The following is a 13777-nucleotide window of genomic DNA, read 5'->3' on the forward strand; positions in this document are numbered from 1 at the left end:
CCTGCCTCATGACTGCATTGAACAAGGGCGAACAATGGGCGCAGCGACAATGGGCGGACGCTGCGCCTCTAAGCCGTTACAACGCGCCTTTTTCCTTGTAGTAGCGCTCGGCGCCTGGATGCAGGGCAATGGGCAGGTTCTTGGCGGCGCTTTCAAGCGTGATGTCTTTGGCCGCCGAATGAGAGTTCCCCAGACGGGTGAGGTTTTCGAACAGCAGCTTTGTCATCTGATAGGCCAGTTCGTCGGGTACATCCGCGCGGGTGACGAGGATATTGGTGATCGCAACAGTGGGCACCGCCTCAGGCTGCCCGTCATAGGTATTGGCCGGGATCATTGCACTCTGATACGCCGGATTGCCGATTTTGGCGACGACGTCAGTAGGGATCGCAACATAGTTCAATGGCATTACCGAGGACAGGTCGCGAATGGCCGCCATGCCCAAACCGGAGGACTGCAACGTGGCATCCAGTTGCCGGTTCTTGATCAGTTCGACCGATTCGGCAAAGGGCAGGTATTGCACCTTGCCCATGTCTTCGTAGGTCAGACCCGCCGCCTTGAAGATCGCCCGGGCGTTGAGTTCGGTGCCCGACTTCGGCGCCCCGACCGAGATGGACTTGCCTTTGAGGTCTGCAAGCGTCTTGATTCCGGACTCTTTGCTGGCCACGATTTGAATGTAGTTGGGGTATGCCCCGGCAATTGCGCGCAATTTGCTCAGCGGCGCTTTGAAGCCTGCATCTTCAACGCCGTTTTTTGCATCGGCCACGGAGTCACCCAGTGCCAAGGCCAACTCGCCTCGACCGGCCTGCAGCAAGTTCAGGTTCTCCACTGACGCCTTGGTGGCCTGCACCGACGTCTTTACATCTGGAATGCCGTCACTGTAGATCTGCGACAGACCGACACCTATCGGGTAATACACCCCGCTGGTTCCCCCCGTCAGTATGTTGATGAACACCGGCGCAGCATGCGTCGCGGTCGTTATTGCCAAGGTTGCAGCGGCGACCAGGAGGGTGAGGCGGTTTTTTACTGGCATGGGAAACTCTCCGTCTTTTTATGGCTTTATGCAGAGTGTCTCAACTGTAGTTGATCGCGCCGCAGAAGTGGCAACTGATCGTCAATATCGCAATCGCCTGGCGAGCGAGAGGCGTGACTTAGCCGTGTTTGGCGGTTTTTTGATGGATCAGGGCCGCCGCGGTTGGAGGTCACCCCCTAACCGGTTAATCTTGGTGCTTCACATTCTTGAACTTCCACGGGAATCCGCTCGGGTGATCAAACCGCTATTGCTGATACGACGTCGTTTTACCTCGATCCGTTGGCGCACTCGAGTGACGCTCTGGGCCGCCGCCACCCTCGCGGGCCTGCTGGTGGTGATGTTCGCTCGACTGGCCGACCTGGCATTGACGCAATTTGCCCAACAGACCGCCGAACGCCCTTGGCTGCCGTTCATTTACACGCCTCTGGTCGGCATGCTCGTGGTATGGATGACCACGCGGTTCTTTGAAGGCGCTCAAGGCAGCGGCATTCCCCAGGTCATCGCGGCCACACGTCTTGCTCATCAAGGCAAACCCCTTGGCAAGCTGATATCGCTGCGTATTGCGTTCGCCAAGATAGGCCTCGGCACCCTGGCACTGACCGGTGGTTTTTCTGCCGGGCGCGAGGGGCCTTCGGTTCAGGTTGCCGCCTCGATCATGCACTTCTTTCACCGTTACCTGCCCAATGCACGAATCATCCGTCCCGAGGATCTCATCCTGGCCGGTGGCGCTGCAGGCATCGCGGCGGCGTTCAATACGCCTCTGGCCGGTGTCGCCTTTGCGGTCGAGGAGTTGGGGCGCAAGCTGGAAACCCGTACCAGCGGGGTATTGCTCAGCACGATCATCCTGTCAGGGATGGTCGCTATCGCCTTGCAGGGCAATTACAACTACTTCGGCCATTTCGACGTTCAGGGCATCAATCTGGGTATTGTGGTGCCGGTGCTGGCAAGCGGAATCGGCTGCGGTCTACTGGGTGGGCTGTTTAGCCGGATGCTCCTGTGGCCGCAACGGCATCATCGATTTGTGGTCTGGGAGTGGCGCCGCATGCATCCGGTCTGGTTCGCCGGTGCGTGTGGATTGATCGTGGCAATACTGGGCTGGCTCAGCGGCGGGATGTCATTTGGCAGTGGTTACGGGGTGACGTCGCAGATCATTGCGTCGGATGTCGGCCTGCCCTGGCACGCGCCGATCACGCGTTTTCTTGCGACCGTGGTGACATATTTTTCCGGTATCCCGGGCGGTATCTTTGCCCCATCCCTGGCGGTAGGGGCAGCGGTGGGGGCCAATGCTGCCGAATTCTTCCACTTGGCTGCGCAGCCGATCATTGCGCTGTGCATGGTCGGTTTCCTGGCGGCGGTCACGCAATCACCCATCACGTCCGCCATCATCGTTATGGAGATGATTGACAGCCATGGGATGGTGATCAGTCTCATGGCGGTCGCGCTGATTGCCAAAGCGGTCAGTACAAGGATGGGCCCCGAGTTGTATCAGCAGTTGGCACGGGGCTTTCTGCAATCATCAACGGTGAAACCGCCGGTCGACAAAGCCAATCAGTAGTCAGGAACGTTCTCGTGCAATAGCTCCCCGGCCGATGCTCGCAGCCGTTCTTTGTCCTCCTTGAGCGTGAGTGCATGGTCTGCCCGCTGGAGTAATAGGATCGCGTGCCGGGTACAGGCGCTTTTGAACAACACCGGGTTGATCTGCGCGAGGCTGACAAGGGTCTTCATCATCCGAAGATCGACCTCAAGCAGGGCCGCCCCATCCCGGGCAATCGGCGCGAAAAAGTCATCGAACAGATCGTCGACCACCAGACCGCGCAGGTAAACCTGCTCGCAATCTGAATGGACCTTGGCCACGGGGTCTTGTGGTGTGCCCCAGCAAGTAAAGCTTCTGAGTCCGCGGCCAATCACGTCAATCGCCGTGCCGGGATCGTTGACCGCTGGCGACAGGGCCCGTGAGGCGATCTCTGACAGCACCGACAGCCCAAACCGGGGGTCGTGTTCAAAGGTGCGCCGCACGCCTATGGTAAGGGCCGCGAGGATCTTCTCGTTGCAGGCATGCTGCTCATCGACGCGCTCAGTGTTCAAACTCACGATCCGGGCGAGCGGCATGCCAAGGTGAACAAAACTCCCCGGAAGCACCTCCAGAAAAAGCTGTATCTCGCAAGCCTTGGCGACGGCGCCCAACGCGTTCACATCGATGTGCTGCACATACCCGGTTTGCTGACTTTGCAGCGCATAGGCGCTGGAGGGAATGCTCGTGACGTCAGGGTAGGGCGCACCGCCCAAGTGAGGCCATTGCACGCGATTGTCTATTGCGTCGATAGTCGCCTGTTCGACACGATCGATGGTTTCGCCCACCCGTCCAAGCTTGGAAAGATGATCGATCCAGCGCAGCAGGGTGTAGACAATCAGAATCACGACGGCAATCGTCACTGCAAACAGCAAGACCCTTCCTTGCCTGCCGTAAGCCCCTGTACTCAAGGCGATGATCCCCACGAGGCTGAACAGAAATGAGCCGATGAAGGTTGCGAGGGCATTTTGTGTTGTGGTGTCTTCCATCACCAGCGTGGTGGCGCGGGGCGTGACGCCGCTGCTGGCCGCACCGTATGCGGTGACCATCGTGCTTAGAGAAAAGGTGGTCACTGCCAGCATGCTTGAGGCGATGATGCCCAGTATCTTGTCGACGGCGTCGGCGCCAATACGTGCAGGCAGTGAGGCGGGAATGTAGTCCTTGAAGACAACGGCGAGCAACGCCGTTGCCACGCCCAGTAAGGAAAACAGGCTAGCTCTGAACCACAGCCGTTTGGTCAGTTGTTGTAACAGCCAGCGCCAGCGAGCGATCATTTTTCATACCTTTGAATAGTGGTGTGATCAATCTTCAGGTTCCGGTCAGTAAAGACCGCAAGATCACGCCCCATGATTGAGTTCCCATGGGTACGGATGGTTCATCCAACAGTCGCCCTGAGCACACAATATTGGGATAAAACCGGGGAGATAATAAAGTTTTGAGGTGGACGCCCCCCTTAATCGGCGAGAATCACGCCAACGCATTGTGATCCTGCTGATCGCACTTAGAATGGCGGGTCCCGGAGGCTGAGCCTCCGATACCGCGCGGCACTCATATTTCAGGTTAGTTCTATGTCCATAGCGGCAATACGGCTTATTGGCTTCATTTTGGGTATTTTTCTTATCACGCTGGCTGTCAGTATGGCCATCCCCATGCTGACGTTAGTGCTCTATGACCGCAGCGACGATCTGTCAGCCTTTCTCTGGTCCAGTCTGATTACCTTCATCTGCGGTCTTTTGCTGATCGTGCGCGGGCGCCCGGAGACGGCACAACTTCGTCCCCGGGATATGTACTTGCTCACGACCGGCAGTTGGGTGGTGGTGTGTACCTTCGCCGCGTTGCCAATGGTCTTTATCAGCCACATCAGTTACACCGACGCTTTTTTTGAAACCATGTCCGGTATCACAACCACCGGCTCAACCGTTCTGAGTGGCTTGGATACGGCCTCGCCGGGTTTGTTGATCTGGCGTTCGATGCTGCAGTGGCTGGGCGGCATCGGCTTTATCGGTATGGCCGTGGCGATCCTTCCGCTGCTGCGAGTGGGGGGCATGCGTCTTTTCCAGACTGAATCCTCGGACTGGTCGGAGAAGGTCACTCCGCGCTCTCATGTGGCTGCCAAGTACATCCTCTTCCTTTACCTGGGGCTTACCGGGGCCGGCGCACTTGCGCTCTGGATCGCCGGGATGACGCCGTTTGAAGCGATCAACCACGCCATGTCGATGATCTCCACCGGGGGATTCTCAACCTCGGACGCCTCACTTGGGCATTGGACGCAGCCCGCGATTCACTGGGTGGCGGTGGTGATCATGATTCTGGGCAGTCTGCCCTTTACCTTGTATGTCGCGACCTTGCGTGGTCATCGACGTGCGCTGCTCAAGGATCATCAGGTACGCGGTTTTATCGGATTCTTGATCGTCACCTGGCTGGCGGTGGGGACCTGGCTGTGCTTTAACAGCGACTACGGATGGTGGAATGCCCTGCGTATCGTGGCTGTCAATGTGACCTCGGTCGTCACCACCACGGGTGTTGCATTGGGTGATTACACCCTATGGGGCAGCTTCGCCGTTCTGCTCTTTTTCTACCTGACCTTCGTCGGCGGATGTTCAGGCTCCACGGCGGGCGGGCTGAAGATTTTCCGTTTTCAAGTGGCTGCCACGTTGCTGGTCAGCAGCTTGAAACAACTGATTCACCCTCGTGCCGTGATTCAAAAGAAGTACAACGGTCACCCCATCGATGAGGAGATCTTGCGTTCGCTTTTGACCTTCTCGTTTTTTTTCACCATTACCATTGCCGCCATCGCTTTGGGCCTGGCCCTTATCGGGCTTGACTGGACAACAGCCCTGAGCGGCGCAGCGACGGCAGTGTGTAACGTCGGGCCTGGGCTTGGCACGATCATTGGGCCGGCGGGTAATTTCGAATCTTTGCCTGACGCTGCCAAATGGCTATTGACCATCGGAATGCTCCTCGGACGGCTGGAAATCCTGACGGTGCTGGTGCTCATAACGCCGGTGTTCTGGAGATATTGACCGTCGATGTCATGGCTCACGAAGGTGGGACGCGACGTGATCACTGCCAAAGGTTGAACAACGTGACTGGATATGGTCTGGTAAGCGCTGTCTTCAGTGCGCCAGACCCCATAGGCAGGTGCCAGGCTCAGTCATCTTTTTCTTGATCATCTCCGAGGTTCCATGCAAATCGAGTTACAGGAGATTCGCGACCACCTTCATCGTTTCCCTCCCTTTGATCAGTTGCCTCAGGAGTCGCTGGACGCAATCGCCCGGCGTATCGACGTCAGTTATTTCAAGGCCGGCAGCGAAATTCTTGTGGCCGGCGCCGTCATTCAGGATTTGCACTACGTGCGCAGCGGCGCCGTGGAGATTTATCGGCGCAACGGCGATCTCTATAACCGCCTCGTCGAGGGCGATATCTTCGGGCAGGCGGGTTTATTACGCAGCAACAAAGTTCGTTTTCCCGCCAGGGCTCTCGAAGACAGCCTGATCTACTTTATTCCCGCCGATATGTTCGCAGACTTGTGCGCGCAGCATGATGCGTTCGCTGACTTCGTCGAGGCTGAAGGTCACTCAAGGCTACAGACCGCCGTCGAGGCACAGGGCCGCGCGAGTGAACTCATCCAGTTGAAATGCCGCGCCTTGATATCGCGTGAACTGGTATGGGTGAGCAGCGACACTTCAGTTCATGAAGCGGCGAAAGTGATGACCGAGCAAAGCGTTTCTTGTGTCGTGGTCATGGGACCCGCGGGGCGGCAAGCGGAAATGGTCGGCATTGTCACCGACCGCGACTTGCGTACCCGTGTGGTCGCTGAAGGACGAAGTGACAGTGCTACCTGCATCAGTGAAATCATGTCGACCGATCCGGCGGCGATCCAGGGCGATGACTCGGTATTCGAAGCCATGCTGGTCATGTTGCGACGCAATATCCATCACCTCCCGGTCGTCTATAAAGGCAGGACTTTAGGTCTGATCAACCTGTCGGACATCATCCGGTACGAATCCCAAAGCAGCTTGTACCTGGTCAACCGAATCTCCAATCAAACTTCAGTCGAGGGCCTGCGATCACTGTTGCGTGATCTGCGCGCGACCTACATCCGCATGGTGCGTGACGGCGCTACAGCGCACATGATCGGCAGCGCGATTGCAGGTGTTGGTCGTGCCTTCACTCAGCGTTTGATCGAGTTGGCGGAGAAACAACTGGGGCCGCCACCGGTGCCGTATTGCTTCATGGTGCTGGGGTCGATGGCCCGAGACGAGCAGTTGCTGGTGACCGACCAGGACAACGCCCTGGTACTCGATGATCGATTCGACCCCGTTCAGCATGATGAATACTTCAAGCGCCTGGCCACATTTGTCAGCGATGGCCTGGCCGCCTGCGGTTATAGCTATTGCAAGGGTGGAATCATGGCCACCAACGATCAATGGCGGCAACCGCTGCGGGTTTGGCGCACGTACTTTGAGCAATGGATCGAAAAGCCCAATCCGGCCACTTTGCTTAACAGCTGTATTTTTTTCGATCTGGACGGGGTCTACGGTCAACTTGAGTTAGTGCAGGAGCTCAAGAATTTGTGCGCCAGTAAATCCAGTCGCAACCCAGGGTTTCTCCATGCCCTGGCCCGGATCGCACTTAATCGGACGCCGCCGCTGGGGTTCTTCCGCACGTTCGTGGTGGAAACAGACGGCCGGCAGAAGGGCATCATCAACCTCAAGGGCCGAGGCACTGCGCCGCTGACTGACCTTATTCGCATCCACGCCCTTGCTTGCGCAAGCACGGCGCAAAACTCCTTTGATCGCCTCGATGCCATCAGCAATACCCAGCTCATGCCACCGGACGCATTGATGCACCTGCGTTACGCTCTGGAGTTCCTGTCCATGGTCCGGATCCGGCACCAGGCCGATGCGCTGGAGCAAGGAACCCTGCCCGACAACTACATCGAGCCGGAGCGGTTTTCCACCAGCGAACGGCATAACCTCAAAGATGCATTTCAGGTCTTGAGCAACGCGCAGAATTTCTTGCGATTCCGCTACCCACTCAAGGGGCGTCAATCGTAATGAACACCGTAAAAGTCGATCGACAGTTCGAGAAAATAGACTGGGCTGCAAGGTTTCAGGTATTGGCAGAGGGCGCTTGCCATCCCCATCTGAAGACGTTCTATCAGGCCGGGGCTGTGCCGGCACAGACCTCAATAGAGCAGGTGCAACTGCTGGCGATGGACATTGAAACGACCGGTCTTGATGCCCAGGCCCACAGCATCGTCAGCATTGGCCTGATCCCGTTCACGCTGCAGCGGATACATTGCGGTCAGGCGTTGTATTGGGTCATACAACCGCCGTCAGAGCTTAACGACCAGTCGGTGACGTTCCACCACATTACCCACACCGATATTGTGGACGCCCCGCGACTTTCCGAGATCGTCGGGGCGTTGCTGGAAGCCATGGCCGGTAAAGTCATGGTCGTGCATTACCGAAACATCGAGCGGGGCTTCCTCGATCAGGCGCTTCGCCTTCTGTTGGGGGAGGGCGTGCAATTTCCGGTGATCGACACGATGCAGCTGGAAGCACGCATGCATCGACAAAAGCGAACCTGGCTCGACCGGCTGCTGCGCCGCCCCAGGCGTTCAATAAGGCTGGCCGACAGTCGCGCGCGCTACCACCTGCCGGCTTACCACGCGCACCATGCCTTGACCGATGCCCTGGCGGCCGCCGAACTGTTGCAGGCACAAATCGCCAACCACTATTCACCGTCGACGCCGATTGAGGCGCTGTGGAACTGAGGTCGCCTCTCAATCTTTGAGCTGTCGATTAATGGCCTATCAGCGTGTCAATGCCATCCGGCTTGTCGTGCACGCCGAATCGATCCACGAGCGTGGCTGTCGCCCGGTTCATGCCAATCACATCGACTTCAATGCCTTCGCGACGAAGCTTGAGTACCACTTTGTCCAAGGCCGCGACGGCGGTGATGTCCCACAAATGCGCTTCGCGCAGATCGATGGTGAGCGTTTCGAGCTGTTCATTGAGGTCGAACGCGTTGGCAAAGCGATCTGCCGAGCCGAAGAAAACTTGCCCCGTCACATAGTACGTACGGTGACGATGCTCGGGATCACGTTTTGAGGAGATGTCCAGGTAGTGGGCAATCTTGTTGGCGAAGAACATCGCGGCCAGCAATGTCCCGGCGATCACACCAAAGGCCAGGTTGTGGGTGGCAACGACGACGATCACGGTCACAACCATTACCACGTTCGTGGACAGCGGGTATTGCTTGAGGTTGCGAATGGAGCCCCAACTGAACGTGCTGATCGACACCATGATCATCACCGCCACCAGTGCGGCCATCGGAATGCGCGCCAGCCAGTCACCCAGGAAGAGCATCATGATCAGCAACAACACGCCCGCGCTGAGCGTCGACAGGCGAGTGCGGCCGCCGGACTTCACGTTGATCATCGACTGGCCAATCATGGCGCAACCGGCCATACCGCCAATCAGCCCACTCACGATATTGGCAACGCCCTGACCTTTGCATTCGCGGCTCTTGTCGCTGGACGTATCGGTCAGATCATCGACGATCGTGGCGGTCATCATCGATTCCAGCAGACCCACCACCGCCAGCGCGGCGGAATAAGGCAGCACGATGAGTAGGGTGTTCAGATTCAGCGGCACCTCAGGCCACATGAAGATCGGCAGGCTGTCCGGCAGCGACCCCATGTCGCCGACAGTATGGATATTGAGCCCCATCGACACGGAAATCGCGGTAAGCACCAGGATGCACACCAAAGGCGAGGGCAGCACCTTACCCACGACCGGTAATAGTGGGAACAGGTAAATGATCGCCAAACCTGCAGCCGTCATTGCATAGACAGGCCAGGTGACGCCGGTGAGTTCCGGTAGTTGCGCCATGAAAATGAGGATCGCCAGTGCATTGACGAATCCGGTCACGACCGAGCGCGAAACGAAGCGCATCAGCTCGCCTAGTCGCAGGTAACCGGCAATGACCTGCAAGACGCCGCAGAGGAGCGTGGCAACCAGCAAATATTGCAGACCGTGATCCTTGACCAGATTGACCATCAGCAATGCCATGGCGCCGGTGGCCGCAGAGATCATCGCCGGGCGACCGCCGACAAAGGCGATGACGGTACAGATACAGAAAGAAGCATAGAGGCCAACCTTGGGGTCGACTCCGGCAATGATGGAGAAGGCGATAGCCTCGGGAATGAGCGCTAGCGCAACGACGAGACCCGCCAGTACATCCGCCCGGATGTTTGATAGCCAAGCGGCTTTGATATTCTCAAGCATTCATTTACCCATATCAGGCACGTCATGACCCGTAGCTCAGAGCGCTGAGCCATGCAGGCGTGGCTGTATCCAGTTGGTTGTGGGTTTGCTACGGCAAAAATTGCGTGCAGCAGAGTTGGACCGCAGCAGGGAGGCGGGCCGGTTTTTGCTCGATCACTGCATCAACGGTGCTGTTCAGCGGCCATGTTGGCCGTCTCGGGCGCCTTGGCATCCGGTAATGAAGCGACATAAACAGTGCGCGAAGGGAACGCAAAACTCACACCCAGTTCGGCAAAAGCGTCCATCATCCCCAGGTTTATGTCTTGCTGAACATCCATGTAAACGTTGTAGCTGGGATCAAGCACGATATACACCGTTTCGAACTCCAGGGCGCTATCGCCGAAACTGCGGAAGTGCGAGCGGTCGAACCGCGCCAGCTTTTGCGCTTTGATGATTTTCTCGATCCGCTGCGGTACTTCCTTGACCTGTTGGGCAGAGCAGTCGTAGGTCAGGCCAACCTCAAACACAATGCGGCGCTCTTGCAGACGTTTATAGTTTTGTATGGTGCTGCCGATCATTTGCGCATTCGCCATCACGATCTGCTCGCCACCGAGGCTGCGGATCCGTGTGGTTTTCAGACCGACATGTTCGACCGTACCGGACAGCGAGCCGACGACAATAAAGTCGCCCACTTCAAAAGGCTTGTCGACCGCGATGGAGAGAGAGGCGAATACGTCTCCAAGGATGTTCTGCACCGCTAACGCAATCGCAATACCGCCCACGCCAAGGCTGGCAACGAAGGCGGTGATGTTCACCCCGACGTTTGACAGCATTGCCATGACCACGACGACCCACAGAAATACTTTCGCACCCCATAGGCTGAGCGTTGCCAAGGCACTGGCCTGGAAAGTCTCGGCAGAGCCATGGCGTCGAAAGTAGCGTGCTAGCGCCAGTGCAATCGCACGGTTCGCCCAAAGGCCCGCTTGCAAGGCGGCAACCACGAACCACAGGCTGCTGACACGCCCCAGCCAGCGCTCAGGCAAATCAAGAAAGCCGATGCCGATAAGGACCGAGGCTAAAAACAAAAGGGTGTTGCTGGTAACCGAAAGCACTTCGAGCGCGATGTGACTGAGGTCAGCGTCGGGTAGCGAGGATCTCTTTCGGATTTTCTTGAGGGCAAATCGAATGGCCGTTCTGGCCAGAATGAAGCTGAGGACTGTTGCCAGGAGCGCCAGTAGCCAATGCCCTAAAGCGATCCCCAGAAAACTGTAATTTACAAAGAGGTCAATTGTGTTTTGTAGCATGCAGGTCTCCAGTAAAGCCCTGCGAGACATGTAATCGAACAACCAAATCACAGTCTCGCAGGTAAATCGAACTTACCTATCCATTTGAAAGCAATGACGCATCAGGATCGGGGTTCAGACAGCAGTCCTTTGACCAGAGAGATACATCCCACCATCAGCACAATAGCGAAAGGCAGACCGGTGGAGACCGCCATGGCCTGTAGCGCCACCAAACCACCGCCGAGCAGCAACGCGATAGCAATCACACCTTCGATCACAGCCCAGAAAACACGCTGCGGAACAGGTGCGTCGACCTTGCCACCCGCGGTAATGGTGTCGATCACCAGCGAGCCGGAGTCCGAGGAGGTAATGAAAAACACGATGACAAGAACAATGCCCAGGAATGAAGTGATTTCCTTGAGCGGCAAATGCCCCAGCATGGCGAACAGCTTCAGTTCGAGGACGGCATCTTTAACGCCCACAAAACCTTGAACGGTCGCTTGATCAATCGCCGTTCCGCCGAACGTCGTCATCCACAGTACCGAAACCACAGTAGGCACCAGCAGAACGGAGATCAGGAACTCTCGTACGGTACGACCACGGCTCACCCGGGCAATGAACATCCCGACAAAAGGCGACCAACTGATCCACCACGCCCAGTAGAACGCCGTCCAGCCTTCGGTGAACTCAGTGTCGGTTCGTCCAAAAGGATTGGAAAGGGCGGGCAGATACTCGGCATAACTCACCAGGTTTTTGAAAAAACCCGTGAAGATGGCCAGGGTAGGGCCCACGACAATGATGAACCCGAGCAGAAGCAAGGCCAGGCCCATGTTGATCTGGGACAGCACCTTGACGCCCTTGTCCAGGCCGGCAAGCACCGACCACAACGCGACCATGGTAATGCCGATGATCAGCAGTACTTTGCTGAGATTCGTCGACTTGATGCCAAAGAGATATTCGATCCCCGCTGCGGCCTGTTCCGCGCCGATGCCCAGGGACGTCGCCAACCCGAACAGTGTCGCGAATACCGCGAGGATATCGATGATATGCCCCGGCCAGCCCCAGACCCGTTCACCCAGCAATGGGTAAAAGATCGAACGGATCGACAGTGGCAAGCCTTTGTTATAGGAGAACAGCGCGAGCGACAGAGCAACAATCGCGTAAATCGCCCAAGGGTGCAGGCCCCAGTGGAAGATCGTCGTGGCCATGGCCAGTTCGGCTGAGCCTTTCATATCGCCTGCGGCACCACTCAGAGGTGCCCAGTCAGTACGAACCCCGTTGGCGTCGAGCGTGACGCCCCCCATCGAGGCCGCGTAGTGCGACATGGGTTCGGCAACGCCGTAGAACATCAGACCGATGCCCATGCCGGCAGCGAAGAGCATTGAAAACCAGCCCAGATACGTGTGATCAGGCTTGGCGTCGCGGCCGCCCAACCGAACCTTTCCCAGTGGCGAAACGATCAACGCCAGACACAGCACTACAAAGATGTTGGCGACGCTCATGAAGAACCAGGCCAAATGGCTGGTCAACCAGTTACGGATCGAACTGAAGAGTGGCTCTACTTCGTTTTGCAGTGCCAGCGTCAAGATGACGAAGAGCACGATCGTGGCTGCCGAGATGATGAAAACTTTGCCGTGGATATCGAGCGAGAACGAAAACTCACCTTTGATATTGTCTTGACCGATGACGTAGTCGGTATCGATCAGATTGGCTGCTCCGCTTGGAGCCGGGATGCCATCCTCACTGGCAGATTGAGAATTAGCTGGTAGATCATCCATAGGGTTTTTCCCCATGAGAGCCTCCTTGGTAGTGGCACGCTTGTGCGTGCGATGGTCTGTAGCCCCGCTGTTCCTATGTTTAAACGAGAAATTTGCCGCTCTATCCTAACAAGTTTTGACACAAATCCCGAAAATCCATCGAAATCTCCAATCAATATCGACGTAGAAATGAATAGATTTGTCCAGACACCTATACGTCGACAGATATATCTACTCATCGTTCGCTTTCGCATACTCGCGCTGCTGCCGGCCAGGCGAGCGAACGCGGCACTCGATGTGAACCCGGTGTTCGATGCCATCATCGATCAGTAACAGTGCATCCTCTTCAACGCGCTGGTCGTCAAGCGTCATTGAGGTGGTGTCTGTCGTGCCTTGATTGATTTGGAAATGGTACTGGGTTGCACCGAAGCGGTAGGTCAGCGTAAACCCGGGCCAATCCTGCGGGATCAACGGCTCGATCCTGAGCGTGTTGCCACTGCGTTGCAGGCCGAGCAGTGACTCCACCCCCAAGCGGTACATCCAGCCCGCCGAGCCGGTATACCACGTCCAGCCGCCCCGTCCGGCGTGGGGGGCTTTGGCGTAAACATCGGCGGCCATCACGTAGGGCTCGACTTTGTAGGTCTCGATCCTGGCGTTGTTGAGCGGGTCGGCGGGGTTGATCAGGTTCAGCAATTCCCAGGCTTTTTCGGTATCGCCCAATTGAGCAAATGCCATTGCCGCCCAGATTGCGGCGTGGGTGTATTGTCCGCCGTTCTCTCGCACACCTGGCACATAGCCCTTGATATAACCGGGGTCTTGTTCGCCTTTGTCAAACGGCGGATCAAGCAGTAACACGGCGC

General features: G+C 57.1%; 10 protein-coding genes. 4 read left to right on the forward strand and 6 right to left on the reverse strand.

Translation table 11 applies throughout. From position 1 onward, the window contains the following. Positions 1 to 76: 76 nt before the first annotated feature. Complete coding sequence (locus AACY50_RS13720) at positions 77 to 1030, reverse strand: TAXI family TRAP transporter solute-binding subunit (RefSeq protein ID WP_339465040.1); 954 nt, start codon at positions 1028 to 1030, stop codon at positions 77 to 79. A 232-nt stretch (positions 1031 to 1262) separates the two neighbouring features. Between AACY50_RS13720 and AACY50_RS13725 the strand changes: the two genes are divergently transcribed. Next, positions 1263 to 2585: a chloride channel protein gene (locus AACY50_RS13725; RefSeq protein WP_339465109.1), complete on the forward strand. Its 1323-nt coding sequence runs from the start codon at positions 1263 to 1265 to the stop codon at positions 2583 to 2585. Here AACY50_RS13725 and AACY50_RS13730 read toward each other — a convergent pair. Continuing rightward, on the reverse strand, positions 2579 to 3874 hold the full coding sequence (locus AACY50_RS13730; RefSeq protein ID WP_339465039.1) for a DUF2254 domain-containing protein: 1296 nt from the start codon (positions 3872 to 3874) through the stop codon (positions 2579 to 2581). The genes AACY50_RS13725 and AACY50_RS13730 overlap by 7 nt on opposite strands. A 294-nt stretch (positions 3875 to 4168) precedes the next feature. On the opposite strand from AACY50_RS13730, the gene AACY50_RS13735 reads away from it, so the two are divergent. From AACY50_RS13735 to AACY50_RS13745, 3 genes are all read left to right on the forward strand, one after another. Beyond that, positions 4169 to 5623 (forward strand): TrkH family potassium uptake protein, encoded by a 1455-nt coding sequence (locus AACY50_RS13735; RefSeq protein ID WP_339465038.1) that lies wholly within the window; start codon positions 4169 to 4171, stop codon positions 5621 to 5623. Between the two features lie 162 nt (positions 5624 to 5785). Then, positions 5786 to 7660 carry a DUF294 nucleotidyltransferase-like domain-containing protein gene (locus tag AACY50_RS13740; protein ID WP_339465037.1) on the forward strand — a complete coding sequence of 625 codons (1875 nt, stop codon included), beginning with the start codon at positions 5786 to 5788 and terminating at the stop codon, positions 7658 to 7660. After that, positions 7660 to 8382: a 3'-5' exonuclease gene (locus tag AACY50_RS13745; RefSeq protein WP_339465036.1), complete on the forward strand. Its 723-nt coding sequence runs from the start codon at positions 7660 to 7662 to the stop codon at positions 8380 to 8382. The genes AACY50_RS13740 and AACY50_RS13745 overlap by 1 nt, the downstream gene beginning before the upstream one ends. A 28-nt stretch (positions 8383 to 8410) precedes the next feature. Here AACY50_RS13745 and AACY50_RS13750 read toward each other — a convergent pair whose 3' ends face one another. The 4 genes from AACY50_RS13750 to AACY50_RS13765 form a co-directional block, all read right to left on the reverse strand. Next, positions 8411 to 9898 (reverse strand): SulP family inorganic anion transporter, encoded by a 1488-nt coding sequence (locus AACY50_RS13750; RefSeq protein WP_339465035.1) that lies wholly within the window; start codon positions 9896 to 9898, stop codon positions 8411 to 8413. A gap of 161 nt (positions 9899 to 10059) precedes the next feature. After that, on the reverse strand, positions 10060 to 11181 hold the full coding sequence (locus tag AACY50_RS13755) for a mechanosensitive ion channel family protein (protein WP_339465034.1): 1122 nt from the start codon (positions 11179 to 11181) through the stop codon (positions 10060 to 10062). Between the two features lie 101 nt (positions 11182 to 11282). Then, on the reverse strand, positions 11283 to 12953 hold the full coding sequence (locus AACY50_RS13760) for a BCCT family transporter (RefSeq protein WP_339465033.1): 1671 nt from the start codon (positions 12951 to 12953) through the stop codon (positions 11283 to 11285). A gap of 195 nt (positions 12954 to 13148) precedes the next feature. Next, positions 13149 to 13772, reverse strand: coding sequence for a GH36-type glycosyl hydrolase domain-containing protein (locus AACY50_RS13765; protein WP_339465032.1), 624 nt, complete (start codon positions 13770 to 13772; stop codon positions 13149 to 13151). Between the last annotated feature and the right edge of the window lie 5 nt (positions 13773 to 13777).

It is taken from the genome of Pseudomonas sp. RA_15y_Pfl2_54, from assembly GCF_963971015.1.
GTDB classification, from domain to species: domain Bacteria; phylum Pseudomonadota; class Gammaproteobacteria; order Pseudomonadales; family Pseudomonadaceae; genus Aquipseudomonas; species Aquipseudomonas baetica_A.